At 57.3% G+C, this 25,917-nt stretch carries 23 protein-coding genes; 14 read left to right on the top strand and 9 right to left on the bottom strand.

The annotated features are described in order from the left end of the window. Window positions 1-180: 180 nt before the first annotated feature. The gene (locus tag PHA01_RS29345) at window positions 181-408 is read right to left on the bottom strand and encodes a helix-turn-helix domain-containing protein (RefSeq protein ID WP_417020930.1); all 228 of its coding nucleotides are present in this window, start codon (window positions 406-408) and stop codon (window positions 181-183) included. A gap of 392 nt (window positions 409-800) precedes the next feature. Here PHA01_RS29345 and PHA01_RS06625 point away from each other — a divergent pair, with 392 nt between their 5' ends. From PHA01_RS06625 to PHA01_RS06575, 11 genes are all read left to right on the top strand, one after another. Next, window positions 801-1,376 (top strand): helix-turn-helix domain-containing protein, encoded by a 576-nt coding sequence (locus PHA01_RS06625; protein ID WP_271894135.1) that lies wholly within the window; start codon window positions 801-803, stop codon window positions 1,374-1,376. After that, window positions 1,373-2,275, top strand: a complete 903-nt coding sequence (locus PHA01_RS06620; RefSeq protein ID WP_271894134.1) for a helix-turn-helix domain-containing protein — start codon at window positions 1,373-1,375, stop codon at window positions 2,273-2,275. The genes PHA01_RS06625 and PHA01_RS06620 overlap by 4 nt, the downstream gene beginning before the upstream one ends. Window positions 2,276-2,406: 131 nt before the next feature. Next, window positions 2,407-3,177 carry an ABC transporter ATP-binding protein gene (locus PHA01_RS06615; RefSeq protein ID WP_417020929.1) on the top strand — a complete coding sequence of 257 codons (771 nt, stop codon included), beginning with the start codon at window positions 2,407-2,409 and terminating at the stop codon, window positions 3,175-3,177. Beyond that, window positions 3,174-3,851 (top strand): ABC transporter permease, encoded by a 678-nt coding sequence (locus tag PHA01_RS06610; RefSeq protein WP_271894132.1) that lies wholly within the window; start codon window positions 3,174-3,176, stop codon window positions 3,849-3,851. The genes PHA01_RS06615 and PHA01_RS06610 overlap by 4 nt, the downstream gene beginning before the upstream one ends. Window positions 3,852-3,861: 10 nt before the next feature. After that, entirely contained in the window at window positions 3,862-4,620 is a 759-nt protein-coding gene (locus PHA01_RS06605; RefSeq protein ID WP_271894130.1) for an ABC transporter permease, read from the top strand. Continuing rightward, window positions 4,617-5,804: an alanine racemase gene (alr, locus tag PHA01_RS06600; protein WP_271894129.1), complete on the top strand. Its 1,188-nt coding sequence runs from the start codon at window positions 4,617-4,619 to the stop codon at window positions 5,802-5,804. Before PHA01_RS06605 ends, alr begins: the two co-directional genes overlap by 4 nt. Then, window positions 5,801-6,640, top strand: coding sequence for a transporter substrate-binding domain-containing protein (locus PHA01_RS06595; RefSeq protein WP_271894128.1), 840 nt, complete (start codon window positions 5,801-5,803; stop codon window positions 6,638-6,640). Before alr ends, PHA01_RS06595 begins: the two co-directional genes overlap by 4 nt. Before the next feature lie 388 nt (window positions 6,641-7,028). After that, window positions 7,029-8,252 carry a plasmid partitioning protein RepA gene (repA, locus tag PHA01_RS06590; protein WP_271894127.1) on the top strand — a complete coding sequence of 408 codons (1,224 nt, stop codon included), beginning with the start codon at window positions 7,029-7,031 and terminating at the stop codon, window positions 8,250-8,252. Continuing rightward, window positions 8,249-9,256, top strand: a complete 1,008-nt coding sequence (repB, locus tag PHA01_RS06585) for a plasmid partitioning protein RepB (protein WP_271894126.1) — start codon at window positions 8,249-8,251, stop codon at window positions 9,254-9,256. The genes repA and repB overlap by 4 nt, the downstream gene beginning before the upstream one ends. 159 nt (window positions 9,257-9,415) lie before the next feature. Beyond that, complete coding sequence (repC, locus tag PHA01_RS06580; protein WP_271894125.1) at window positions 9,416-10,696, top strand: plasmid replication protein RepC; 1,281 nt, start codon at window positions 9,416-9,418, stop codon at window positions 10,694-10,696. A 115-nt stretch (window positions 10,697-10,811) separates the two neighbouring features. Next, entirely contained in the window at window positions 10,812-11,294 is a 483-nt protein-coding gene (locus PHA01_RS06575; RefSeq protein WP_271894123.1) for a class I SAM-dependent methyltransferase, read from the top strand. On the opposite strand, the gene PHA01_RS06570 is transcribed toward PHA01_RS06575, so the two are convergent. Together PHA01_RS06570 and PHA01_RS06565 are read right to left on the bottom strand one after the other, a co-directional pair. Then, entirely contained in the window at window positions 11,274-12,146 is an 873-nt protein-coding gene (locus tag PHA01_RS06570) for an FkbM family methyltransferase (protein ID WP_271894122.1), read from the bottom strand. The two genes, PHA01_RS06575 and PHA01_RS06570, sit on opposite strands and share 21 nt — an antisense overlap. An 81-nt stretch (window positions 12,147-12,227) precedes the next feature. Beyond that, a complete protein-coding gene (locus PHA01_RS06565) occupies window positions 12,228-13,964 on the bottom strand; it encodes an adenylate/guanylate cyclase domain-containing protein (RefSeq protein ID WP_271894121.1) in 1,737 nt (578 codons plus the stop codon). Between the two features lie 164 nt (window positions 13,965-14,128). Here PHA01_RS06565 and PHA01_RS06560 point away from each other — a divergent pair, with 164 nt between their 5' ends. Both PHA01_RS06560 and PHA01_RS06555 read left to right on the top strand, forming a co-directional pair. Next, entirely contained in the window at window positions 14,129-15,223 is a 1,095-nt protein-coding gene (locus PHA01_RS06560; RefSeq protein WP_271894120.1) for a glycosyltransferase family 4 protein, read from the top strand. Next, window positions 15,213-15,965, top strand: coding sequence for a polysaccharide deacetylase family protein (locus PHA01_RS06555; protein WP_271894119.1), 753 nt, complete (start codon window positions 15,213-15,215; stop codon window positions 15,963-15,965). The genes PHA01_RS06560 and PHA01_RS06555 overlap by 11 nt, the downstream gene beginning before the upstream one ends. On the opposite strand, the gene PHA01_RS06550 is transcribed toward PHA01_RS06555, so the two are convergent. Then, on the bottom strand, window positions 15,962-16,792 hold the full coding sequence (locus PHA01_RS06550) for an MBL fold metallo-hydrolase (RefSeq protein WP_224510395.1): 831 nt from the start codon (window positions 16,790-16,792) through the stop codon (window positions 15,962-15,964). The genes PHA01_RS06555 and PHA01_RS06550 overlap by 4 nt on opposite strands. A gap of 215 nt (window positions 16,793-17,007) precedes the next feature. Here PHA01_RS06550 and PHA01_RS06545 point away from each other — a divergent pair, with 215 nt between their 5' ends. Continuing rightward, window positions 17,008-18,777: a metallophosphoesterase family protein gene (locus PHA01_RS06545; RefSeq protein WP_271894118.1), complete on the top strand. Its 1,770-nt coding sequence runs from the start codon at window positions 17,008-17,010 to the stop codon at window positions 18,775-18,777. 36 nt (window positions 18,778-18,813) lie between these two features. On the opposite strand, the gene PHA01_RS06540 is transcribed toward PHA01_RS06545, so the two are convergent. The 5 genes from PHA01_RS06540 to PHA01_RS06520 all read right to left on the bottom strand — a co-directional run bounded on the left by PHA01_RS06540 (window position 18,814) and on the right by PHA01_RS06520 (window position 25,878). Then, window positions 18,814-19,278: a cyclic nucleotide-binding domain-containing protein gene (locus PHA01_RS06540; RefSeq protein ID WP_224510389.1), complete on the bottom strand. Its 465-nt coding sequence runs from the start codon at window positions 19,276-19,278 to the stop codon at window positions 18,814-18,816. A gap of 88 nt (window positions 19,279-19,366) precedes the next feature. Further along, window positions 19,367-22,081, bottom strand: coding sequence for an ABC transporter ATP-binding protein (locus PHA01_RS06535; protein ID WP_271894117.1), 2,715 nt, complete (start codon window positions 22,079-22,081; stop codon window positions 19,367-19,369). A gap of 203 nt (window positions 22,082-22,284) precedes the next feature. Then, window positions 22,285-23,415, bottom strand: a complete 1,131-nt coding sequence (locus tag PHA01_RS06530) for a glycosyltransferase family protein (RefSeq protein WP_271894116.1) — start codon at window positions 23,413-23,415, stop codon at window positions 22,285-22,287. Continuing rightward, window positions 23,412-24,656 (bottom strand): glycosyltransferase, encoded by a 1,245-nt coding sequence (locus PHA01_RS06525; protein WP_271894115.1) that lies wholly within the window; start codon window positions 24,654-24,656, stop codon window positions 23,412-23,414. Before PHA01_RS06525 ends, PHA01_RS06530 begins: the two co-directional genes overlap by 4 nt. A gap of 10 nt (window positions 24,657-24,666) precedes the next feature. Further along, window positions 24,667-25,878, bottom strand: a complete 1,212-nt coding sequence (locus tag PHA01_RS06520) for a glycosyltransferase family protein (RefSeq protein ID WP_271894114.1) — start codon at window positions 25,876-25,878, stop codon at window positions 24,667-24,669. Window positions 25,879-25,917: the final 39 nt, after the last annotated feature.

Below are 25,917 nucleotides of genomic sequence, written 5' to 3'. Positions count from 1 at the left end.
ACCTGCATTAAGCAGAGAAGTGCTGTGGATAATCTCAGCCCATCCGACAGCCATCGCGTGTTTTCGCATCAGCTAAGAGCCAGGAGCGCTGATACACTCAGAGAAAGCCCAGCGTTTGTTGCGGAGACACTGAATATCGGGGAGAGTGCTTCTCTGGATTGTTTACTTTGAGACACCAGTTTACACACGGGGCCTAAGTAAGTCGTGAGCTAGCATACCTAGCGCATCGGCTATCCTTTGAATGGTATCGATAGACGGGCTGCGTTTATTGCGTTCGATTCCGCTCAGGTACGCCTGGGATAGTTCTGCGCGGTGAGCCAACTCCTCTTGCGTGATGTCTAACTCCACTCGCCTTATACGAATGTTGAGAGCCACTAGCTTGCGCAAAGCGTGAGGGTCGTTCGTCATGCCACGAAAAAGCATGAGTCAGCAGAGTATTCCACGCTCTAAAGAGATTGAAATTTAAACGATAGTATATAAAATAGTCATTATGAGACCTCCTCCTTCCTGGTGTGAGGGGGCCACACGATCGCAATGGTGTGGCGGTAGGGGCATGTGGTTCGACACTGCGCGGGCACGGGCAGCGAGGAACGGCCAATACTGATGGCGCCCTACCTTGGAATTGTCGCCGAAGGACAAAGACAATGAAGACGGCATGTGATTGCAGGATGAACCTCGCTAAACCGAATGGCTGGATGGTTGGCAGTCTTGCCCAGTTGCCGATTCGCCGATCTCTCGAAGGTTCAGTCGGTCTCCAGTAGCGACGCACGGCGAGTCTTTTATTCTACGGAGAGTGACAGATGCAGCATCGGAAGGTCCGGCTGATGGAAAGGCGGCCGCACCTACTTCACCCGCAAGCGTCCGCGGGCGAGGTGCCGCATGCTGCTGATCTTTATGTCGGGCGTCAGGTTGTCGCCGTGCGCGTTCAATACGACGTGACGCAAGCTACGCTCGCCCGCGCTATCCGGGTAAGCCCCCAGCAACTGCAAAAATATGAGAACGGCAAGAACCGCATCAGTGCGTCCATGCTGTTTGAAATCGCGACATTCCTCGGCGTGCCCGTCGGGCGTTTCTTTGAAGGTCTGCCTGGAAATGAGAAGCAAAGCGGCGAGGTGGCCTCGCTTCCCGTCGACGAGCGGATCACATTCATAGCAAGCAGCGAGGGGCGCCGGCTGATTGAAGGGGTGATGCGGCTGCCTCCCCGCACGCGCCGCCGCGTATGCTCATTTATTACCGCGTTAGGCGAGGAATTCGCCGCTCTGCACGGCGACACCATGGCCTGCCCGCTGCCGAAGACAGAAAAAGCGTACGGCGCGTCACCGGACACATATGGGGCAGGGCGGAGAGGTTCTGCATCCGATGAGGATCGGGGATGAACATGGCGATCTCCGGGCCGCAACCCGCCTTCAAGGTCGGTGACTGCCGCACAATTTCCCGTGACAAGAGGTCATGGCATCGCGTGGAGGCCGATCTTGTCCGGCGCAGCGGGCTTGCCAAGGAGGAGACGGCGATCACCTCCAGCCGGCATGTTGTGCTTCTCAATGTGCAGGGCAACTCAGAGCGTGGCCAATACTTCATAGATGGCAGGAACGCCGGATTTGTACCCCGAAAGCCCGGCGCAATCCTGTTTGTTCCCGCCGGATGCAGCTGGCGGGGCTGGGAAGCCGGCGCCTCGACGGCGGCCTATCTGGCGATCCAGGTCAAACCGGCGCATGTGGCAGAGCTTCTTGACCGGGTACCATCCGGATTGCTGCCGTCGCTCTCACCGGATCTCGGCTTCGAGGATCCCATCATCCTGAACGCAGCGCGCGGGATAGGTGCAGAGATCCGTGACCGCAATCCTCTCAGCGCCATGCTTGTGGAGAGCTATACAGCCACAATCTTCGCCCAGCTGATGCGCAGGCAAAGATATCCGGCCGCTGTCCGCAAAGGCGGGCTCGCCCCGATGAACCTTGACCGGGTGATTCAGAGAATTGATGATGACCTCACGGCGGACTTGTCGCTGTTGCAACTGGCCGAGCTTGCCGGCCTGAGCGTTCCGCACTTTTGCCGGGCGTTCAGGCAAACGCTTGGCTGTCCGCCCTATGCTTTCATCATCCGGCGCAGGATCGAGCGGGCAAAGGACTTTCTGCGCCATTCCTCGATGCCGGTCACCGATATCGCGCTGTCCTGTGGCTTCTCCAGTTCGAGCCATTTTTCCAATGCCTTTCGCCGGGAAGTGGGTATGACCCCCGTGGCCTATCGCGGCACCTGGCCGGGCAAAGCACAACAATGATTTACTGATCAGATCCCGCACCTGCATCAATTTACTGCAAGCACCCTCGCGCTGGCTGTCGCATCTTCGCGAAAAGCAAACGAGGGTCTCCGGTGCATACGCAATCTGACAACGGTCAATTTCAGCCCCTCATTTCTGACATCAACGCCCCGCTGCGCGTCAAAAATCTGAAGAAGCGCTTTGGTACGCTCGAAGTCCTCAAAGGGATTTCCATGACCGCGCAGCGCGGCGATGTCATCTCCATCCTGGGAAGCAGCGGGTCGGGAAAAAGCACTTTTTTGCGTTGCCTGAATTTTCTGGAAGAGCCTACGGAAGGTGAAATCTGGATTTCCGGCAGACGCGTCAGGAAGGGCGGAAGTCTTGCAGGCTACCAAGCGGTCAACGCCTTGCGCGCCAGGCTGGGAATGGTCTTCCAGCACTTCAACCTCTGGTCGTGCAAGACCGTTCTGGAGAACATCATCGAAGCACCGATCCATGTTCTTGGCATTTCTAAACGAGAGGCGTGCCTGCGGGCAGAAGAGCTGCTCGTAAAAGTGGGCCTGGCCGACAAACGAAACGATTATCCAGCCCATCTTTCCGGCGGGCAACAACAAAGGGTGGCGATTGCGCGCGCTTTGGCAATGCAACCGGAAATCCTTCTCTTTGACGAACCGACCTCGGCGCTCGACCCGGAACTGGTCGGGGAGGTCTTGAAGGTCATTCGCGCGCTCGCCGATGAAGGGCGTACGATGCTCATTGCTACCCATGAACTCGGATTTGCCCGTCAGGTATCCAACCACATCGTATTTTTGCATCAGGGACGGATCGAAGAGGAGGGCAATCCGGGTAAGCTCTTCAGTGAGCCTTCCTCACCGCGGTTCAAACAGTTCCTGTCGGCACATTTCGGGGAACGCGGCCAGTGACGGAATTGCAAGGCTTTGGCGATCAAATCGCCCTTGGCGCATTCACGACACTGCGCACAGCATGCACCAGCCTGGTGCTCGGCATCGGCGTCGGTCTGTGCGGAGCCTTGGCCAAACGCAGCCGGGTTCAGATCATCCGGTGGCTCGCTGACTGCTACACCACGCTTGTTCGCGGTGTTCCCGAACTTCTCATTATTCTTATCCTGTATTTTGGCGGCACCGTTGCGCTGACGACAATGTTCGGTCGCTACGTCGAGGTCGATGCGTTCGCCGCCGGCGTATTTGCACTGACGATCGTTTTTGGAGCCTACGCGACCGAAGTCTTCAGAGCGGCGATTCAGGCAGTACCTTCAGGGCAGATTGAGGCGGCTCAGGCTCTTGGCCTGTCGAAGTTTTGGATGTGGCACCTGGTGATTCTCCCGCAGATGTGGCGTTACGCGTTGCCTGGCCTCGGCAACCTTTGGCTCACACTGTTAAAGGATACGGCGCTGATTTCCGTGGTCGGCCTTGAAGATCTGATGCGCAAGACCAGTATCGCTGCGGGGTCAACCCATGACCCCCTGACGTTCTATTCGATCGCTGCCGGTCTCTATCTGTTGTTCACCTCCGTTTCGCTGATCGGCCTGACATGGCTTGAGCGACGCTCCGATCGCGGCGTGCGGTTCGCCAAATGAGAGTGTTGTCATGAACCTGCATCTCATTGTCGACGTTCTGCCACTACTTCTCGAAGGGATGCTGCTCACGGCGCAACTGACGGCAGCTTCCGTTGCGATCGGCCTTCTCATTGCGGTTCCACTTGCGCTGTTGCGAACATCGCCGTCTTTCGTTTTTTCCTATACCATTCTCCTCTACACGTTCGTGTTCCGTGGCACCCCTCTGCTGGTACAACTATTTCTCATCTACTACGGCGCCGGCCAGCTGGAGTGGATACGCTCAAGCGCCGCCTGGAGTATATTGAGAGAGCCTTACTGGTGCGCACTCATCACGTTCTCCCTGAACAATGGGGCCTATACCACAGAGATTTTGCGTGGAGGAATTCGGGCGGTTCCCTCTGGTGAAATCGAAGCTGCAAAAGCACTCGGTATGTCCTACGCGTTGCGCATCAGGCGGATCGTTCTTCCTGCCGGCTTTCGGCTCGCCCTTCCGGCGTACGCCAATGAGGTCGTCTTGATGCTGAAGGCGAGTTCTCTCGCCAGCACCATCACTCTCATGGAAATGACCGGGACGGCGCGCAAGATCGTGGCGCAGACCTTTTCTCCTTACGAGGTCTTCATAGCGGCGGCCCTGATCTATCTCGGCTTCACATTCCTCATCGTTCATGTCTTTGGCCGATTGGAAAGGCATATGGCAAAGCATCAGCAACGCGCCGGACTCAAGAACAACAGCCGATCACGCGTCAGGGCAGCCGCAAAAATATCCGCAGCGCAGAAAGTGGCACCATGAGGACCGTTCCCGTGCCCCTATCAGGCGTACGCGCTGCAGATCAGGCCAGCGCCGCAATATTACGCGGCAGCTGGTACGAGATCGAGCTTGATGCCATTTGCCACAACTACCGGCAACTGCGCAGCCATCTGCCTTGCCACGTCAAGGTCTATGCCTGTCTGAAACGCAACGCATATGGCTGCGGCGCTGGGCCGGTCGCTTCTGCTTTGGCCAAGGAGGGGGTCGATGGTTTCGCGGTGGCTTCCCTGCTCGATGCAATCGCCATTCGCCAAGAAGGCGTATCCCAGCAGATTCTGCTCTATCCAGGTGCCCTGCCTGCGGCCGCGCCGACCATTCAGGCGCTTGATCTGACCGTCAGCGTTTCGAGCATTGAAGAGCTGGCGCAATGGCGGGCTGCCATCACGAGATTGCGTGTGTTCATAAAAGTCGACCTTGGGTTCTTCCGCGCTGGGGCCACGCCTTTCGATGCGGGTAAACTTCTGGCCGCAGCGGCAGGTCTTGCCGACGTGCAAGTCGAGGGCATTTACGCCCACATGAGCGAGCTGCCGACCGTGCAAGGTTCAGATGCGGATGAGCAACTTGCCAGAATGCAGGCGATCTTGCGCGAGGCCAGCGGTTTAGGCTGGCGCCCCGCTGTGGTGATGATGTCCAGTACAGAGGGCGTGCTGAACCGTCCGGACATGGACTTCGATGCCGTTGATCCAGGAGCGCTGTTTTTTGGGCTTCCAGAGTCCGACAAGCCGGCCCGCCCGGTCATGCTGCGCCCGGCACTGAAATCCATTTGTTCAAGCCTGGTTTCGGTCAAACGTCTCGATGCGTCACTCGGACCCGTACCGGCCATTTTCGGGAAGAATCCAGGGATCCTCGGGGTGATTGGCATGGGCTGGGGAGACGGGCTTCCCCGGCAGATTCCAAGCGGTGCGGTGGGCCTCATACGCGGGCAGCGAGCCCGGTTGCTGCCTCCCGCCCATCTTGAACACATCCGCATTGACCTGACCGATATTCCGGAAGCCCGCTATGGGGATCAGGTCGTGCTGCTCGGCCGTCAAGGGGATCAATCCATCACGCATGAAGAAGTCGCCAGATGCTGGGGGACCGATATCGTCGGCCTCTATGCGCAGCTCAGAGATCATATCCCGAGGATTTACAGCGCAAAGCCAACTGACAAGGGGAAATCACAATGAATAGGTTCAAACTACCACTGGCTTTCCTTCTCGCTGCCCTGATATTCGGGCAGGCGAGCGCGCAGGAGGGCAAAACGATCAAAATCGCCACGGAAGGCGCATTTCCACCCTGGAATTCCGTCGACACATCTGGAAAACCGCAAGGTTTTGACATCGATGTCGGCACGGCGCTTTGTCAGCGGGCCAAATTAACATGCGAATTTGCGACGCAGGCATGGGACGGTATCATTCCCGCTCTGAACGTCGGCAAGTTCGATGCCATCATGGCCGGAATGTCGATCACCGAAAAAAGAAAGCAGGTTATTGCCTTCTCCAAACCCTACGCCCTGACCTCCAATTACTTCGTTGTCAGAAAGTCGCTCGGTCTTGCGGAGATGGCCAGCCATTTGAAAGTCAATCTCTCGTCGCAAGTGGAAGAGGAGAGAGGCATTCTGCAAGCCCTGAAGGACAAGCTCAAAGGAAAAATCATCGGCGTGCAGGGATCGACGAACGCCGAAGCATTCGTCCGCGAGTATTTTGGCGATACGGTTGAAATCCGCACATACGACAAACAGGATAATCTCAATCTTGATCTGGTTGCAGGCCGCATTGATGCTGGATTGGCAGACTATTCCGTCTGGAAGGCTTTTCTGGAGTCCAAGGACGGTGCGGTGGCGGCGCTCTACGGCCCCAGAATTTCGGGCGGCCTCTTCGGCCCAGGTATCGGCATCGGCTTGCGCAATCAGGACAGGGAACTTGCCGAACGCTTCAATGGTGCTATCGAAGCAATTGAAGCGGATGGTTCGCTGAAAGCGATCAGCCTCAAATGGTTCGGTGCGGATCTGGTGTCGAACTGAACCATTTGAGGTGGATTGGCCAAGGATTGGCAAGCGACGGGCAGCAACGTGCATTGGAAAGCACTCTCAAGGTGGTAATGCCAGCCCGTCTGACCAGCGCCACCAATCAAGGCGATGCTTGAACACGGGTGGCAACCCTATGAAGGCGAGGCATCTTTTCAGACTTGCATGCTCAACGATCGCCTGTTGATCCATGCCAGCCGATTGAGTGGCCACCGTGAGGAAACACAGGTATGGGTCCGCGTGCGGCTTCATCAGAACGCATGCTGCCCGCGATGGAGGCGGAACTATAAAGCCGTGCACAGGCGTTAACCTTTAATTGCTTGACGACTCACGCAGACTCAGTTGAATTTACGCTTTAATCTCAGAAATTGGATTTAGAGCGTGTATGTTGTCTCCAGCTGAAAAAGACCAGAGTCACCGGACCGGGAAGAAGGTGCGCTCGCTGACGCGTCTGATCGAGGCGGATGCTGACCTGCTCAGCGCCCAATTGCAAGAGTTGCGCTCGCGCGCTTTTCCGCCGACAGCCGTAAAGGAATTGCGCAAATTCACCTCCGGCGAGGCCGCCAAGCTCATCGGCATCACCGACGCTTATATCAGGCATTTGTCGTTGGCGGGCGAGGGTCCCGAGGCGGAAAAGACGTCCGGCGGGCGCAGGCTCTATTCGCTTGAGCAGGTGCATGAAATCCGCCGCCATCTGGCCAAGTCGAAGAAAAGCTATCTGCCCGTTCGCCAGGGTAATGAGCATATGCAGGTCATTGCCGTCACCAACTTCAAAGGTGGTTCCGGCAAGACGACGACAGCGGCTCATGTCGCGCAGTACTTTGCCATGCGCGGTTATCGGACGCTGGCGATCGATCTCGATCCGCAGGCATCGCTGTCAGCCCTGTTCGGAATCCAGCCGGAATTCGATCTGGAAGACAATGACACGATCTATGGTGCGATCCGCTATGACGATCAGCAGCGTCCCCTCGCCGACATTATCCGCAAGACGTATTTTCATGGACTCGATATCATTCCGGGTAATCTGGAACTGCAGGAATTCGAGCACGACACGCCGCGCATCCTTGCTGAAAAACGCCGTGGTGCCGAGCGGCTGTTCTTCTCGCGCATTGCCGCGGCGCTGGCGACAGTCGATGACCGCTACGATGTGGTCGTGCTCGACTGCCCGCCATCGCTGGGCTTCCTGACGCTATCGGCACTGTGCGCGGCGCGCAGCGTTCTTGTCACCATCCATCCGCAAATGCTCGACGTAGCGTCCATGTCGCAGTTTTTGCACATGACAGCTGGCTTGCTCGATGTGGTGGAGCAGGCGGGCGGCGATGCGGATTATGATTTCTTCCGCTACGTCATTACCCGTTATGAACCGAGCGACGGTCCGCAAGGACAGATCGTCGGCCTGATGAAGAGCCTGTTCGGCGAGCGCGTTTTGACCAACGCCTTGCTGAAATCGACGGCCATTTCCGATGCGGGGCTGACCAAACAGACGCTCTATGAGGTCGGCCGCGAATTTTTCACCCGCGCCACCTATGACCGCGCCATCGAAGCGCTCAATGCGGTCAATCTGGAGATCGAGGATCTGGTGCGCGAAGCATGGGGCAGGTCGCCATGAACAAACGCCGAGACGCGTTGAAAGCCATGATGACGCCGATCAACGAGGCGTCGCAGAACGAGCATCGCCTGGCGAAACCGGCGCAGAAGTCCGGCTCGCTGAAAGCCATGGGGCTGTCGCTGCAAAGCCTTTCGGACGATGCCGAGGATGCGCAGGCTCTGCGCGCCCAGCTCCAGTCCGGCGAATACGTTATCGACATCGAGCCTGGTCTGGTCGATGTCTCGTTCATTCGCGACCGCCTTGATGATCTCGATACGGTGGATTTCGAGGAACTGAAGGCAAGCATTGCGGAGCACGGTCAACAGGTTCCGATCCTGGTCAGGCCCAGCCCGCAAGACGCTGATCGCTATCAGGTCGCCTATGGCCATCGTCGCCTTGCCGCGTTGCAGGCTCTCGGCCGCCCGGTGAAAGCGATCGTGCGCGATCTTTCCGATGAGGACCTGATCGTTGCCCAGGGCAAGGAAAACCTCGAGCGCAAGGACCTGTCCTTCATCGAGCGGGCCCTGTTCGCGGCCCGGCTTGAGGCGCATGGCATTGAGCGGCACGCGCTGATGGCGGCACTGTCGGTTCACAAAGGCAATTTGTCGACCATGATCGCCGTGGCCAACTCCCTGCCGCTGGATTTGATCCAGGCGGTCGGTGCTGCACCCAAGGTCGGCCGGCCACGCTGGGAGCAGCTGTCGCAGCTGCTGCAGGAAACGCCAGGCTCCTGGAAGGAGCGGGTGGACATGCAGCGCTTCATGCGCCTCGACAGCGATGCGCGATTTGCGCTGCTCCTGAAAAGCCTGACGCCGAAGCGGAAAGCCGCTCCCTCTGTCTACCCGCTCAAATCCAGCGCAGGTGTGCCCTTTGCCAGGATCGAGCAGAATGATGGCAAGACGAAAGTGACCGTTGATGAGGCAACAGCGCCGGAGTTCGGCCACTATCTGATAACGCATTTGCCGGAAATCTACGCTGCGTATCTTCGCAGCGAGGAGAGTGAACCGCGTATGAGACAACTCTAACTGGAGAGAGAGATCACAAAAGAAAAGGCCCCCGAAACAAGTCCCGGAAGCCCTCTCAAAGTCTAAGCAGCTTGAGAATCGCATTTCCGAGAATCACTGTCAAGCACTAAGCGTCGTTTCGGCGAGCAGATTTCTTTTGCCTGATTGAAGGTGAAAGCTATGAACAGGGAAATCACAACGACGCCTTTCGGGCGGCGGCCGATGTCGCATGCCATGCTGGAGGCACAGGCTGCGGCGCGCGATTGTCCGGCTACGCTAGTCGCCGACAAGTGGAAATTGTTCCGTATGATCACCGAGGCGCGCCCGGCTCTTGGTGTATCCGATCGGTCGCTGGCGGTGCTGCATGCGCTAATGAGCTTTCACAAGCCGGGAGAACTCGACAGCGAAAGCAATCTCGTTGTCTTTCCGTCCAACCGCGAACTTTCGATGCGCGCCCATGGCATGGCGCCGGTAACATTGCGCCGGCACCTGGCGGCATTGGTCGAGGCCGGTCTCATCATCCGCCGCGACAGCCCCAACGGTAAACGCTATGTGCGCCGTGACCAGGAAGGCGACGTCAAAACCGCTTTCGGCTTTGATCTGACGCCGCTGGTGGCGCGGGCAGGGGAGCTTGAACAACTGGCCGCCGCCATCCGCGCCGAGGAGCTGGCAAGACGCCTGCTGCGGGAACGTATCAGCCTGCATCGCCGCGACATTGCCAAGATGATTATTTTTGCCGAGGAGCAGGAACTGGATGGGCCCTGGAGCGCCATCAGCGAGCGTTTTATCCCCTTGGCCCGACCCCTGTTGCGTGGCTTTGACCGGGCAGGGCTCGACGCATTGGCCGCAGCGCTGGATGATCTACGCTTGGATGTCGAGAAGTTATTGGAAATTCACGTTAATTATACAAAATCAAACGCCAGTGACGTTCAAAATGAACGGCACATACAGAATCAAAATCCCGAATCTTCATTTGAACTTGAACCCGGCTTTAGAAAAGACCAGGGGGCAAATACCGAAGCTGACTGGAACGATGACAGCGAAGCGGAAAGCAGCGACAGGGGTGATGGCGGGCTGGCCGACCACCCGATACATTCCCGCAACAAATTACCGCCAAAAGCCTTTCCGCTCGGCTTGATCCTGAAGGCTTGCCCGGACATTGTCGATTACGCCCTGCGCGGCATCGAGGGCTGGCCGGACCTGGTGCAGACGGCCAATCTGGTTCGGGTGACGCTCGGGATAAGCCCCGACGCGTGGAACCAGGCGGTCGAAACCTTTGGTGCCAATGAAGCGGCAATTGTCGTGGCCGCGATCCTGCAAAAGGGCGAGGCCATCACGAGTCCTGGCGGCTACCTCCGATCGCTTACCGACAAGGCCCGTGCCGGTTCGTTCTCCGCGGGTCCCTTGCTGATGGGATTGTTGAAGGCAAACCAGAAGCAGCATGAGGCGAGGGCAGGGTGAAAAAAACGATGGTTAACAAAAGCTTGATGGTCCCCGCGGCATGCCAGGCATCGACCTTGCCTCGATCCGGTGCTAAGCCCGCATGATCTGCACAGAATCACGGACATGGAATTTTATGAGTCGTCTCGACAGCTTCATCCGCCGTATGACGGCACAGCGCGATGTTCTCAATCACATTGGCGAGAAGGTGAGGGAGTTGCATGGGCCGGTACTCGAGCTTGGCCTTGGCAACGGTCGCACCTTCGATCATTTGCGAGCCCAGTTTCCAGAACGCAAGATCATCGCTTTCGACAGGGCCGTCGGTTCCCACAAGACCTCGACCCCTGAACCGGAAAATCTGATTGTCGGCGAAATACGTGAGACCGCGCAGCAGTTCGCTGGTATCAACGCTGCTCTTGTGCATGTGGATATCGGGACAGGCTATGCGGAGAAGGATGCCATAACCCTGACATGGCTGCCGCAATTGGCAGCAGCGCTGCTTGCCCCGAATGGCATCGTCGCCAGCGGGCTCGAACTCAGCCATCCGCAGCTTGAAAGCCTGCCGCTGCCACACACCGTCAAGAAGGGCCGCTACTTCCTATATCGCCGCGTCGAATAACAGAACGTCAAACTGTTTTTCGGTGATGGGAATTTCCCTGACCTTCGCCGGTGTACCGTCATCCTCCCGGAAAATCAGGCAATCCTCGTAGAATCCTGCAAGAAATTGCACGAAGGCGGTGGATTGGTCCGGTCCGTAAAATGTCGGCGAAAATTCCATGTAAAGTGGGATCTTGCGGGCGAACAGGGCTTGCATGGAGTGGCAGGCGAAAGGTTCGTATCCTTCGATATCCATCCAAATCAGACCGACGTCATCGGGATTTATTGCAGCTTCGTTAAGGATTGAACCGACCGGCCTGACCGGAACGACAATCTTGCTATCGGATGTATTGTGCCGGGTGGCGCTGCTCTTGCCATGATTGCTCTGATGCTGAAAGAAGTCGATCTCGCCCGCGTTCGCTCCAGCGGCGCAATTGACCAGGATTACACAATCCTCCAGCCCGTTCTGCGTGACATTGGTGCGAAGCAAATCGAAATTGCGCGGATCCGGTTCGACACTGACAATGCGGGCGAACTGCCCGCTCAGGGCAAAATAGACGGTTTGGCTGCCGATATTTCCGCCAAGCTCGAGCAGCGTGGTGCCTTGGCGCAGCAGACTGCGTTCCTTTAATATATCAAGCAGCCGGTCCACATGCTCGCGCTCGAAGTGACCCTTCCGGAAAATTTTCTTGCCGATATAATCGCCGGGCGAAAAACTCATGACGTGATCGCCGCAATCGAGTGTCATCGTTTGAACACGGGGGCCAAGCGAATTGATCAACAAATTCCGACCGTAGCGCGTGTCGAAAAGCCTGGAAGCCAGATTATTTCTGGCTTTTCTAAGATGGCGGCGGATCGATTTTGTGTCCAGCATTGATTGAGCCCTACCCAACATCACTCCTAGCGCAATGCCGAGACATGTAAAGCCCGGACACGTCCTGGCCAACTGCCCGGATCAGACAAACCTCGCAGTCAATTCCTGGTGAATGATATAGACACGCAGTGGTTCTGCCCGGCCGCGAATGGAGATTTCCTGGCTTTCGAGATTGGCGGTGTCGGAACCGGCCAACTGGATGGTTGGTTCCGACACGACCAGCGTGGAGTCGAGCTCCTTGGCGATGGTTTCCAGCCGGCTGGCAACATTGACCGTATCGCCGATGGCGGTGAGGTTCTTCACATTGCCATAACCCATCGCACCGACAATGGCCGGACCGCTGTGGATGCCGATGGCAACACGAAGCGGCATGGAAAGTTCGGCGGACAATTCATCATTGAGCCGTTCTATTTCGCTGACGATCCTGGCGGCTGCCTTGAGCGCGTTGCGGCAGGCGTCTTCGGGAGAACCTTTCAGGCCGAAGAGTGCCATGGCACCATCGCCGATGAATTTGTCGAGACGTCCCCCGGCGTGCTCGACCGCCTGACCGACAATGGCAAAATAACGATTGAGCAGGAAGACGATATCGTAGGGAAGCTGGGCCTCGGTCAGCATGGTGAAGCTGCGGATATCGCAAAAGAGAATGACGATTTCCTGTTCGCGTCCGGGATTGATTTGCTGGCTGCCGACGGGAAGCGCGCCTTCCGTCGTTGGCACAAGCAGCGGAACGACGCTGATGTCGTGTAGCGGCCGCAACTGGCAGGCGAGGCGCACGCCGGGATCTGCGTTGATGCGGCGGAGCGTTGTCAGTTCGGTTGATTCAGGTTTCGGCAGCGATGCCGCACCCTCAACGACCTGGACACGGCAGGTCGAGCAGCGGCCCTTGCCACCGCAGACCGCATAATGCGGGATCCCCCCGAGCCGGCTCGCTTCAAGCACACTGAAGCCGCGCGGAACGTTGACGATTTGCCCCTCCGGATAACGGATTTCGATCTGGTCTGTCCGTTCGCGCCGGCTGCGCCGTGCGCGCATGGCAAAAACAGTCAGCAATGTGCCGGCAAATCCGCCATAGAGCGCGTATTTCGTCATCTGCACCCGTTCCTTGCGCACTGCGGTCGTTGCAAACGACATTGCGGCGTCATCGCTCTTCGAACCGCCGTAACCGGTGCTAGCCCCCGCCGGGCCGTAGCCGCTGCTGGATTGCGGTGGCTCGCTGGCGAGTAGGCGCCCCGTACTGGCAAATCCAAGCAGGGCCAGCACCGGCAAGAGAATGGCAAAGGTCAAAAGGAACGGGGCGACCTTGTCGTACCACGGCCGATAGCGCAGCCAGAAATGAACTCCTATACAGCCATGCGTCCAGACCACGACGAGGGCAATCGATTGGCGCAAACCGTTCATCGGTGCGTTGATCCATAGCGAGCGGATGACAAACGCATAGACGTCCGGCGTACCCATGATTTGCGAGCTGATGCGTGTTGCAACGACATGTTCAATGATCAACAGCGGGATAAGAAGGCCGAGAACAATCTGCAGCGCTTCCCGAAATGGCATGACGAGGGTGCGGCGCCGATAGAGTGAACGCATGACAAGTGCGATGTGAACGAGAACCGAGCCATAAAGCAGGACGGTGCCGACCGGATTGCGCCAGAGGGCGGTGAACCACAGCCGGCCTTTTTCCGCAGCATCCAGAGAGATCAGGTTCAGTGCGTGATTGGCAAGATGCAATGTCACGAAGACCAAAAGGATCAGTCCCGACATCAATCGTGCCCTGCGCAGGGATCGCTCGGACAAAAGGGGCGCTGTGTCGATTGATGTCATGAATACCCGGATTATGTTCTAGCCGAATCAATTTAAGCGACGAATGGTGATTTGGCGAGAAGATCAATGCCGCCGCAAAAATGGCGAGATGAAGCCGCGCTTGCAATTATTGGCGGAACATTTGAAAGCTTGTTCCTATACGTCGTTTGAAGCACAAAGAGACAATGCAGATCGCCTTCTATGCCCCGCTGAAATCACCCAGTCATCCGGTGCCATCCGGCGATCGGCAGATGGCGAGATTGCTTGTGGCCGCACTTGAATTGGCGGGTTACGATGTCGACGTGATATCGCAGTTGCGCAGCTTTACGGCGACGCCGCAAGCAGCCGGACGCGAACGCATTGCAGAACTGGCAAAACAGGAGATCGAGCGGTTGTCGCGGCAATGGCGGCGCGAGGGAAAGCCTGATCTATGGTTCTGCTATCATCCTTACTATAAAGCGCCTGACCTGATCGGCCCGCCGCTCGCCGCTGCGCTGGGTATTGCCTATGTCACCGCTGAAGCGTCCTATTCGAAGCGGCGAGATGACGGCGGCTGGGCCGAGCTGCAGTCCGTGGTGGTGGATTCAGTGCGCCAAGCGGCAGTCAACATCTGTTTGACCAAGCGCGACGCGATCGGACTGGCCGCACATATTCCGGAAGCTCGGCTGGCGCGGCTGCAGCCCTTTATCGATGCATCGGCGTTTCGTGCCGAACCCGCAGCGAATGACCCGCACCGGCTGGTGACGATCGCCATGATGCGGGCGGGCGACAAGCTCGAAAGCTATCGTATGCTCGCCGAGGCACTGGCCTTGCTCGGGGAGAAGCCCTGGAAATTGAGCGTTATAGGCGATGGACCGGAGCGCGTGGCAGTGAAGGCGATGTTTGCGGCGTTTGACGCCGAACGCATCGAATGGCTGGGCGAAAAACGGGCCGGGGAGGTTGTGGATTTGCTTTATCGTGGTGGCACCTTTGTCTGGCCGGGGACGGGCGAAGCCTACGGCATTGCCTATCTGGAAGCGCAGGCGGCGGGATTGCCGGTTGTGGCACAAAAGACCGCGGGGGTGCCCGAGGTGGTCAAGGACGCCGTGACCGGTGCCTTGACGCCGGCTGGAGATATAAGCGCCTTTGCCGATGCCATTGTGCAGATGATCGACAATGAGGATCGCCGCCTTTCCATGGGACGGGCGGGACGACGTTTTGTAATGGAAGAGCGATCGCTCGAGATTGCGTCAAAGCGGCTCGACCAGCTGTTGCGGGACTATATGGTGCATGATGGATGAAGCCGCATGGCAGCCATTGCGAGAGGAGCTCGCGCGCTGGACAAAAGTCAATCGCATTGCCCGATTTTGGCTGCGCGACGATGACGCGGTCGCGCCGACCGCTGCGCTGGAACGGCTTCTGGTGTTGCGCGAGGAGTACCAGGTCCCGCTGACGCTCGCCGTAGTCCCTGCCTATGTGCAAGAGCAGCTTGCCCGACGATTGGCGCACGAAGTCGGTGTGACTGTCGCGGTGCATGGCTGGTCGCACGCAAATCACGCAGCGGCAAACGAGAAAAAACAGGAGCTCGGCCCGCATCGAGCGCTTTCTGTGATGTCGGCGGAACTGGGTGAAGGGTTTAGACTGCTTGAAAGCCTGTTTCCCGCCCGCTTCGTACCGGTGTTGGTGCCGCCATGGAACCGGATCGATCCGCTGCTCCTGAAGGAATTGGCAAATCTCGATTTCAAGGCACTATCGGTTTTCGGTCGGCCAAACGAGACGTTCACGGCTGTCCTTCCGGTCATCAACGCCCATGTTGATCTGATGGACTGGCACGGAACGCGAGGCTGCAGGGACCATGGGCAATTGGTTGAAGCGATCGTCAGGGAGTTGCGGCTGCGCTTCAGGAGCCACGATGAGCCTGTCGGCATCCTGACGCACCATCTTGTGCATGATGAATCCGCCTGGGAGTTTTTGCGGAGATTGTTCGCAGTGGTGGCGGCAACGCCGGCTGGTCGCTGGGTTTCGCTGCGGGAATTGCTCTAAAGATCGATCACCTGAAAATCCCGCGCGGCAAAGGCGCCGGCAAAGCGTTCTTTCGCCAGTCGCTCGAATTCGTCGAGTTCGTCATCCGTGCGATCCGGCGCGTGATGAAACAGCGCCAGTCTGCCGATCCTGGCTGCCTGCGCCAAGAGGGCGCCATGCTGCCACGTCGAATGGCCATAGCCGAAACGCCGCGGCATCTCGTCTTCTGTGTAGGTGCAGTCATAGACGACGAGATCGGCGTCTTTGATCAGCGTCAGAACCACCGGGTCAAGTTTGCCGGCTTCATGCTCGGTATCGTAGATCAACGCCAGGACGCGGCCGGCAAATTCAACGCGGTAGCCGATGCAACCGCCCGGATGATTAAGGCTGCCGGTGCGGATCGTGACCCCGTCAAATGGTGTCAGCACGTCGCCGGAACGAAAATCGCGAAAAGCGAGACTGGCCTTGCAGATTTCGGGCTCGACAGGAAACCACGGCGGGCGCATGAACTGCTTGACCATTTCACGCGTCGTCATGATCCCGGCCAGATGACCGGACCACAGCCGCACATTCATCATCGGATTGTAAAGCGGCATGAAGTAGGGGAGGCCAATGATATGGTCGTAATGACAATGGGTATAGAAGATGTCGAGGTGGTCAACGCCTTCCAGTGCCAAAGCATCACCCGCCTGCCTTATGCCGGAACCGGCGTCGAAGATCATCCGGTGCTTGCCGCATTGAACTTCGATACATGCGGTATTGCCGCCATACCTTTTGAAATCGGGACCCGATACGGAGACGCTTCCCCGCGTTCCCCAGAATTTCACCCGAAACACTTCGTCGTTCATTATGCTCTTTACACCCAATTCCCCTTTTTCAGGGCATCGTATCCAAACTGCAATCCTTATGCGAGGCTTGGATTTCGATTAATTTAGCAGCGGCGCAATAAAAATCTGCGTCAGATCATATGTAAGCGATAGCGATTTGGATTTTAAGCTTTATGACAATTATTGATACAAACGTATAAAACTGCCGACTTTCTTCACCACGGGACGGATGATTCATGTCTTCTTTGACGTTTCCGCCGATTGCTGTCATCGCCGATGCGCATTTCCACGATCTTTATGGGGACTATGATTTCGACGGCATCGGTGTTGGCGGGCACAAAATGACAGCGCGACGACTGACCGACACGGTGCGCTCTACCCGGGTGTTCAATGAGAGCTATTATGCTCTGCGAGGGGCGCTGGACGAGGTCGTGACCCGCGGCATCAAATATGTCGTTCTGCTCGGCGACTATTCCGATGACGGCCAGATTGCGACGCTTGAAGCGTTGCGGCAGCTGCTGGACAGCTACACCCGCGAACACGGCGTTGTTTTTATTGCTACCCCCGGCAACCACGATATCTTCGGCCCGGATGGCAAGCACCACGCCAAACGCCTGCTTAATCCCGATGGCACCTATACGATCGTCGCCAGCGACGATGAATTCGTCGATGACGATGCAGACGGTATGGTGGTTACCAACAAGATGTATTGCGCGGGATACCCCGCTGGATTGCTAGCCTTGCCGGATATCGGCTTCTTTCGCAGGCCATCGGATTTGCATTGGGAGACACCGTTCGGGATCCATGACGATCCAGCGAAGCGGCTTTATTACGTGTGTTCGGACGACGGACTGAATGAGTATCGGTTAATGGATGCGTCCTATCTGATCGAACCGGTTGCGGGTCTGTGGCTTTTGATGATCGATGCCAATGTGTTCGAGCCGCGCAACGGTGTCTTTACCAAAGGGGATGCGGGGGCATTCTTCGACAGCACCAATGCCGGCTGGAATGCATTGCTCAAGCACAAGCGCTTCGTCTTGCATTGGGCGAAAGATGTGGCCGAGAGAGCCAGGCGAGACGGCAAGCGGCTGCTGACATTCTCGCACTATCCGCTACTGGATATGCTCAATGGCACAGCGGAGGACGAGCGGTCGCTGATAGGTGAAACGATATCCACGAAACGGACACCGACAGATGCGGTGGCGCGTGCGGCCATTCATGCAAGCATCGGCGTTCATTTCAGCGGGCATCTTCACATCAATGATACGGCGCTGGTGCGGCACGGCAAAGATTTCCTCGTCAATATCGGCGTGCCGTCGCTTGCAGCCTTTCCACCGGCCTTCAAGGTGGTAACGCTGGGCAATACAGAGTTAAGGGTTGAAACGGTCAGCATCGAGCACCTGCCGATCGACCCTGTCATCAACCGACAATATCGTACCGAGATCAATGTCACAGGCAAGAACACCGGTCGTATGCTGGATGCCACTGATTATGGAGATTTCCTGTCGGAACATATGGACCAGCTGGTTGTGCATCGCTATTTGCGCCGCGAATGGCCGAACAACATGGCAAGAACCATGTCGCGGCTCAATCTTGGCGATTTGTACGTGCTCAGCCAATGGGAGCAGCCAGTTCCGATCGAGAACGCCGAGGCACTTGTTCATGCGCAACGCGCCGGCAAAACCTCTGGCGATTATAGTGCAAACGCGCTTGGACGACTTGATTTTATCCCGGTACTCAGTCTGCTTGGCGATTGGTATCGGCTGCGCATGGGCAGTGAACTGGCATTGGATCGCATATCGCCGGATCGGCTTGCGGCCTATCGTTTGCTGATCGAGATGTACGCAAGCTCTTGCGCACTTGAGACTGGCGGCGCTCAGGAAAAATTCGCGCGCCTGTTCCGCATGATGGGGCGATATCTGTCGGACCTGCCGTCGCGTGACTTCCGGATCAATCTCACCAGCGGGTTAATCACGCGCAACGAAGACCAGTCAGCCGATGATTGAAGGCAGGTGAAGGCAGCATTCATCAGCTGAGCCCCGCTATTTCGCCGCCTGCTTCTGCTTGCTGCGCGCTTCGCTGAGTTCGGTTGTTGTGTGGCTCAGGCGGTCGGCAAGGACGCGCATGATCTCGATGGTCATCTCCGGATAGTCACTCAGGAGCTTGAGAAAGTGATCCTTGCTGATGCGCAAGGCCTCGAGTGCGGAGTTTGCCCGGACCGTCGCAGTTCGCGAAACGTCACAGAGGATGGCGATTTCACCGACGATGGAATCGTGCTCTATCTCCGCAACCTTGATTTCACCGCTGGGGGAATCTGACAGAATATCAGCACCGCCAGTGAGGATGACATAGGCTGCATCGGCTGGATCGCCCTGGCGAAACAGGATCTGGCCGGATTTGTAGCTGACGCGCTCGGATGTGAAGGCCAGAAGCTTGAGCTTGGCTGGCGCAACGCCCGAAAACAGCGGTACCCGCCGCAACATTTCAACTTCATCTTTCAGCAGCATGAACGTCCACCACCCCCTGATAGAGACTTTTCGATAATTTCAGCCAGACGGGCGTAAAGCTGAATTCTCAAAAGATCTCCTGTTCCCCTTATGACACCAGCTCCTTGAATATACCGTTTTTCTCAAGGAGAGTCGCGTGTGTTCCATCTTCGACCAGTGTTCCCTTGTCGAATACAATCACGCGATCGAACAGATTGGCAAGTGCAGTGTTTGACAGAACCCAGATGATCGCAGGCGCGTGGCCCTCTTCGTGCAGGTCCTCCATGATGTTGTGTGTGATGTGGTCTTGCACGCGTTGATCAAGCGCGGGCAGTGGACGATTGAATATCACGTAGTCAGCACGCTTGAGCAGGGCTCTGGCAACATTGAGCTTCTGTCGCTGCACATTGGTCAATCGCTTGCCGCCGGATCCGACATCGAAATCCATGCCAATCGAAAGGACGCTTTCGAACAGTCCGAGACGGTCGAACAGGTCGCGCAAAATGGTGCGTAGGCGATCCGAACCATCGGCCTGGGTGAAGCCGATCCTGCCGAAAAGGACATTATCGAGAAGCGTGGCCGTTGAGATAAAACGTTCAGGATCATAGCGTTCAATGACGGCCTTGAGATCGTCCGGCATATTCTGGTGGAAACGTGCGCGCGCATCGACGATCTTGGCCATGAGCTGGCTGTTCAAAAGACCAAAGCGATGCCTTGGCTCGATGTAGGAGAAGCTCAGGCGGATAATGCTTGTTCGTTCGTCTGCCGACGCCGCGTCGATACCGCGGCCCTGCAATTTTTGCAGCAACACCTGATAGGCCGGGATGTCATCGGCGGTCATGAAGGTCAGCTGCTGGAAGAACGGATGATCCGGCGGCAGATCCTCGAAGAGCTCGACGGCATTGGCCGCGATCTCCAGACCCATATTGTAGAGATCGATGTAAAGGTCGTTCTCACGCAACACCGAGCGGAAATAGGGATGTGCGGCCAGTTTGCGGTTCGTCATCATCGGACGTCTCATGCTGCCGAACAGCAGATTTTCACCAACGGTGGCCTGAGGGTTATATTCATCCAGCTTGAACGGAACGACAAGATCGTCGAGATCTTCCTTCTTCAATCGTTTGCGCAGCGCCTGACGCAATTCGACAATGCGATCGGTCAAATCAGCGTGTGTCTTGATGTCGACATTAGAACGCAGCGCCATATCGAGAATGTCCTGGGAAATCAGAACGGCATCGAGTACCGGACGCACCACCTTGAACAGATCGTCGGGCCCTGTCACGCCCGCGGAGACGTAATCGACCCAGTCGCTGTTCACGTCGAGTTCGGGATTGCCGGCGCGGCGCGCTTCGTTGATGTTCCATTTGTTCTTCGCAGCTTTTGCTCCTTCATACTCGACCTTGGTCAGGGGTGCATGCTTGAGGCCATAAAGCAGATTATCGCGCAAGGTTCCGTGGAAGAAGTAGGTATCGGATGCCGCATAGGCGATGCGGCGGCCGGTTACTGATTCTGGCAGTTCGAGGATGTCTTTGCCATCGATGGTGATGCGACCCTGCTCCGGCCAGATAAGGCGTGCGAAGGCTTCGGCAAGGGCCTCGGCGCCGCTTCCGCTGTTGCCAACGATGGCGGCAGTCTCGCCCGGTTTGATCTCCAGCGTGACATGTCTGAGCAAGGGCGCACCGCTGTCGTCGGAAAGTGTCAGGTTGACCGCGTGCAGCGAATGCTCAAGGCGGTTGACGGGATCGGGCGCCAGAGCCTGGATTCTTGGATCAACGAGCATGTCGACGTTGAACTGTTCTACCACCTGGTTGTACTTGACCTGGACATCCTGACGGGCCTGGTCCCAATCGATGAGCTCTTTCAACGGCCCCGGCAGGTCCTTGTAGGCATTGATGACGGCAACGAGCTGGCCGATATCGAGTCTTCCCTGCAACGCCAGAAAGCCACCGATCGAATAGAATAGAAACGGAGTGACCTGTGCGAGGAAATTGTTGATGAATTTGACCAGGAACTTCCATTGATAAAGATCGTACCGTATCGAGAAGATCAGGCCCAACCGCGACGCGATGTCGGCCCGTTCGAAGTTCGATGTGTCATTACCGTGAATGGTACCAATGCCATCGACGATCTCACCCACACGGCCAGACAGTTCGCGCGCCGTGAGCTGACGTTGGCGTCCGAGTTCAAGCAACCGTTTGCGCATGCGGGGAATGACCACGCCCTGGACCGCGACAATGCCTGCGGCAATCATACCAAGCCAGAAATTCTGCATGATGATGAAGACGAGGGCCGTGATAGCTTGTCCGCCTAGCAATGCCGGCTGAACGAAGGCGTCCCCGGTGAAGCCGCCCATGGGTTCGACTTCGTCCTTGATCATCGTCGCAATTTCCGCGGATTTTACCCGCTTGAATTGCGCCGGCGGAAAACGCAGCACGCGGTCAATCAACTCGAAGCGGATTCGTCGCAACATGCGCTCGCCGAGACGGCCCTTGTAGGTGTTGATATAAAGCTTGAACAAACCGTTGATGATGACGAGCAGCAGGAAAACCAGGCTCAACGCCATCAATGTCTGGAAACGCGTAAGTTCAAGGCCGTCGAAAAACACCACCTTGCCGAAAACGGGGACGTCATATTCGAGATGCATGAAGGTGCGCGTCGCGCCCGGGGTCTCGAAACCGTTACCCTGGATGGGACCGTTGACGATCTGTTTTGGCAGGTCGAAAGACATGAAATACGGAATCATCGAGACAGCTACGACGAACAGAATCCATATCTGCTGCAGCCGCGTGTTCGACCAGATATAGCGTGTTAGACTTGTTTCCATGGGCGACCGTGGGCTGTGAATTCAGCTGGAATTTCAAATACTGAAACGTTTGAAGAGTACATGGACGAACTCCATGATTGAATCCTCCCAGCCTACAGCATCAGGTTCGTGAAGGCTATACGACATGGGGACGGAAGGTTGCGTTGTCAATTGGCAGGCGTCGGCATCTGGTTGTGGTGCTGTCGCTGAGGGACATTGCCTGCCTAGAGGAGATGTCGCAACACCGCAGCTGTGCGCTCGGCGCCACCGAGGTCAAGCATATGCGATGATGGCTTTGGCTGCGCCAGGGCGGCCGCAAGGGCATTGCCGAGAATATCGGCGTTGAGGCTGTTTTCGGGCAAGGCGATGGCGAGGCCGAGGGTGTCCAGCCGTGCGGCCCGTACACTCTGTTCCGTTTCGCCACCGGCCGCGAAAGGGACAAGGATGGAACGGCACTGCGCGCGCAGAATATCGCACACCGTGTTGTATCCTGCCTGCGAAATTGAAAGCTCGGCTCCTTTGAGCAATGATGGAAAATCCTGGCGGAAACGGACGACGCGCACATTGCCGGGTGCCTGTGCCGACAAGGCATTGAAATCGCGTTCCGGCAGATTGGGTCCGGTGATCAGGCACCAGGATCCGCGGAAGGCCGATTGCCTTGCCACTTCCAGACTTGAGCGGATCAGATCGAGCCCCACGGCGCCGCCACCGGCAGACACAACGACATCAAAGACTTCCGATGGTTCGGCCGGGTCAGGACCTGCAACCAGACCGGTATAGATAATCTTGTCGGCGATCTCCTTTGCCAAGGGAAACGTATCGGCAAGCGTTGCAAATGACGGGTCGCCATGCACCAGGATATGGTCGAACTGTGCCTTGATGATGCGAACCGTCTCTTCATCACGCCCGGGCTTCGTGCGCTCCTGCAGGATATCACGGACGGAACTCAGAAGCTTCGGCCGCGGCGACATTGCCTTCATGGCATCCAGCAATGGCAAAAGTTCGAATCGCATCTGCCTGCGTCCAAAAGGGAACGCTTCGATGATGACCATAGATGGGTTGATTTGGTGAAACGCCTGGAGCAGGAGATCGCGGCGGTGCGCCAGAAATTCATCGTCAACCGCATTACCAAACTCATCTGCCAGACCTAAAAATCCGGCATTGCCCGCAAGCACTGTGGGCAATGCGACAGATTTGACATCGGGTCCCGGAAAACCCGAAACCTTCGATCCACCCGTTACCACCGTGACATCGAACTTGTCAGCGGCGAGCGCCGCGGCTACGCGGCTGGCGCGGGCGAGATGACCTATGCCAAGAAGATGCTGGACGTAGAAAAGGACGCGCGGTTCGCTCATGGTTTTTGCCATTCGCTCTCAAAAAGGCGGGTCAATTGGCGGATGCTCGCAGTATGGTCGAAGTGTTCGCGTACCCGTTTCTCGGCGGCCTTGCCCAAGCGGTATCGAAGGTCGGGTTCGCGGATTGCGCGTTCAAGTGCAACCGCCAGCAGCCGGGGATCTTCCGGAGGGACGACGAAACCGTTTTCTCCGCCGGTCAGAAGCTCGGGTATGCCGGAAATATTCGTTGAGATGCAGACAAGGTTTTGACTGGAAGCCTCAAAAAGGACATTCGGTAAGCCGTCGCGGTCTCCATCTGCCGCAACCCGGCACGCGAGGGCAAATATATCGGCGCTGCGATAGTGGCCAAGGACATCCTCCTGCGCAAGCGCGCCTTTCCAGCTGATGCGGTCGGCTATGCCGAGCTTGTCGGCAAGGGGTTTTAACCGCGCCAGTTCATCGCCGCCGCCAATATGCACGAACCTCCAGTGCAGACGGGCAGGCAGCTGCGCCAGTGCTTGCAAAAGGATGTCGTAGCCCTTCTTCGGCACGGCACGGCCGACGCTCAATATCTGCACGGGATCCGTTCTGTCCGCACCGTCGCGGCTGGGACGGACGCCAGAGAAATATCCGAAGCGGGCAAGATCAAGACCATGATAACTCAGATGCACCTGTTCCTTTCGATTTGTCAGCCCGCGCATGTGTTCGAAGCCCGCGCGCGTGCAGGTGACGCTCCAGCGCGCCGCGCCGAGTTTCTCGATCAGTTCCCAGTCGGGAGAGGTCCATATGTCTTTGGCATGGGCCGAACAGGTCCAGGGCACATCAGTCATGATGCTGGCATAGCGCGCGACGGAAGCCGGCGTATGAATAAAATGGGCATGCAGCCATTCGCCTGCGTCCGGCCATTCATGGGCAAGGACAAGTGCCTGGCCGAGACGACGGATGCGGTTGCGCGAAATATCGCGACGCAGGTCTTTCCAGAATCGCCGGAGAAGTGGCTTGAAATTGGGGTTTTTCCGCGCTGCCATGAGAGCACGAAAGACTCGGATTGGTTCTTCGTGAAGATATTCGGGCAGATAGACGACACGCGCCTTGATCTCATCATGGATCGGGTGACGTTTCCTGTCCGTCGGCTTGCGCATGGAGATCAGCGTCAGGTCGAAGCCTGCCCGCTCCAGTCCGAGCAGTTCCTGTGCGATGAATGTCTCCGAAAGGCGCGGATAGCCCTTCAGAATCACCAATGTCTTGCGGCGTACTGACAAGTTTATTCTCTTATTCCGCGACTGCGGGCAATGGTTGTTCGCGTTCGTCCAGCCAGTCGCCGACGATCTCGGAAATATGCACGAGACCCTCCAGCCGCATGCCTTCACCCTTGCCGGTTTGTGATGGCGGGGGACGGTCCGGCAGGCGCTTGAGCACTTGTGCAAAGCGCAAGGGGTCCTCGGCTTCCTCTGGCAGCAGCATTTCGATGAGACCAAGTTCGGCGGCGCGTGTGGCGCGGATCAGTTGCTCTTCGCGTGGCAGGACGCGGGGCACGATCAGTGCCGGCTTGTCGAAAGACAGAATTTCGCAGTAGGTGTTGTAGCCGCCCATGGCCACCACGGCCTTCGCGCCCGCGATCAGTTCCTCCATGCGATTATCGAACTCGATGACCTGGATATAGGGAATTTTGCCCCCCTTCCTGACCAGTTTTGCCCGCTGCTTTGCCGGCATATACGGGCCGAGCACGATGAATGCCTTGTGCTGGAGGGTCGGATCCTGCTGATAGGCGTGGATGACGTTATGCACGAGGTCGGCCCCGTCGCCGCCGCCGCCCGTTGTCACCAAAATATAGTCGCCCTCGGGAACATGGGTCGGGGTGTTGTCGTTCGACAGGCTGCGTTGCAGAAAACCGACAAATTTCATCTTGTCGCGCAGGGTGACCGGCACATCCAGATCGACGAGTGGATCGTAAAAATCCGGCGGGCCATAGACCCAGACCGTGTCGTACAACTGATCGATCTTCCGCATCACATTGTTGTTCTTCCACTCGGCCTCGAGCAGATGCGGCGCGTCCATGACCTCACGCAGGCCCAGCACGAGTGTCGTGCCGCGAGATTTAAGATAGGCGAGGGTTTCCTCCACTTCGCCCTTCAGCCCCATCGGTTCCTTGTCGACGATAAAAATATCGGGTTGAAAGGTCTCGGCCGTATGCCGGATGATCGACTGGCGCATCTTCAGCGTTTCATGCAGATCGATGTGGCGGGCAAGCGAGGTGTATTCGCCATTGCGAAGCTTGATCACGCTCGGCACTTTCACGAAATCAACGCGGGCGCGATAGTCGAATGCGCCGGCGATCGTTGCGCCGGATATAATCAGGATATTGAGCCCGCGGTAGTCCTCGACCAGCGAATGGGCAATGGTCCTGCACCGCCGCAAATGGCCAAGGCCGAAGGTGTCGTGGCTATACATCAAGATCCGGGCATCTTCGAAACGCCGCATCATGGTCAAAACCCCCTGTTTTGCGGTTTGACCCGCGCAGTG

It is taken from the genome of Candidatus Phyllobacterium onerii (assembly GCF_028331445.1).
GTDB classification, from domain to species: domain Bacteria; phylum Pseudomonadota; class Alphaproteobacteria; order Rhizobiales; family Rhizobiaceae; genus Phyllobacterium; species Phyllobacterium onerii.
The sequence above is the reverse complement of the archived record's forward strand: the minus strand, read 5'-3'. Positions and strand labels throughout refer to the sequence as shown.

Excerpts from the sequence above, each read along its gene's own strand:
- PHA01_RS06575 (WP_271894123.1), top strand. The coding sequence starts at position 10,812 with ATGAGTCGTCTCGACAGCTTCATCCGCCGTATGACGGCACAGCGCGAT.
- PHA01_RS06595 (WP_271894128.1), top strand. The coding sequence starts at position 5,801 with ATGAATAGGTTCAAACTACCACTGGCTTTCCTTCTCGCTGCCCTGATA.
- alr (WP_271894129.1), top strand. The coding sequence starts at position 4,617 with ATGAGGACCGTTCCCGTGCCCCTATCAGGCGTACGCGCTGCAGATCAG.
- PHA01_RS06620 (WP_271894134.1), top strand. The coding sequence starts at position 1,373 with ATGAACATGGCGATCTCCGGGCCGCAACCCGCCTTCAAGGTCGGTGAC.
- PHA01_RS06605 (WP_271894130.1), top strand. The coding sequence starts at position 3,862 with ATGAACCTGCATCTCATTGTCGACGTTCTGCCACTACTTCTCGAAGGG.
- PHA01_RS06535 (WP_271894117.1), bottom strand. The coding sequence starts at position 22,081 with ATGGAAACAAGTCTAACACGCTATATCTGGTCGAACACGCGGCTGCAG.
- PHA01_RS06625 (WP_271894135.1), top strand. The coding sequence starts at position 801 with ATGCAGCATCGGAAGGTCCGGCTGATGGAAAGGCGGCCGCACCTACTT.
- PHA01_RS06520 (WP_271894114.1), bottom strand. The coding sequence starts at position 25,878 with ATGATGCGGCGTTTCGAAGATGCCCGGATCTTGATGTATAGCCACGAC.
- repA (WP_271894127.1), top strand. The coding sequence starts at position 7,029 with ATGTTGTCTCCAGCTGAAAAAGACCAGAGTCACCGGACCGGGAAGAAG.
- repB (WP_271894126.1), top strand. The coding sequence starts at position 8,249 with ATGAACAAACGCCGAGACGCGTTGAAAGCCATGATGACGCCGATCAAC.
- PHA01_RS06545 (WP_271894118.1), top strand. The coding sequence starts at position 17,008 with ATGTCTTCTTTGACGTTTCCGCCGATTGCTGTCATCGCCGATGCGCAT.
- PHA01_RS06530 (WP_271894116.1), bottom strand. The coding sequence starts at position 23,415 with ATGAGCGAACCGCGCGTCCTTTTCTACGTCCAGCATCTTCTTGGCATA.
- PHA01_RS06565 (WP_271894121.1), bottom strand. The coding sequence starts at position 13,964 with ATGACATCAATCGACACAGCGCCCCTTTTGTCCGAGCGATCCCTGCGC.
- PHA01_RS06555 (WP_271894119.1), top strand. The coding sequence starts at position 15,213 with ATGATGGATGAAGCCGCATGGCAGCCATTGCGAGAGGAGCTCGCGCGC.
- PHA01_RS29345 (WP_417020930.1), bottom strand. The coding sequence starts at position 408 with ATGACGAACGACCCTCACGCTTTGCGCAAGCTAGTGGCTCTCAACATT.
- PHA01_RS06540 (WP_224510389.1), bottom strand. The coding sequence starts at position 19,278 with ATGCTGCTGAAAGATGAAGTTGAAATGTTGCGGCGGGTACCGCTGTTT.
- PHA01_RS06550 (WP_224510395.1), bottom strand. The coding sequence starts at position 16,792 with ATGAACGACGAAGTGTTTCGGGTGAAATTCTGGGGAACGCGGGGAAGC.
- PHA01_RS06570 (WP_271894122.1), bottom strand. The coding sequence starts at position 12,146 with ATGCTGGACACAAAATCGATCCGCCGCCATCTTAGAAAAGCCAGAAAT.
- repC (WP_271894125.1), top strand. The coding sequence starts at position 9,416 with ATGAACAGGGAAATCACAACGACGCCTTTCGGGCGGCGGCCGATGTCG.
- PHA01_RS06560 (WP_271894120.1), top strand. The coding sequence starts at position 14,129 with ATGCAGATCGCCTTCTATGCCCCGCTGAAATCACCCAGTCATCCGGTG.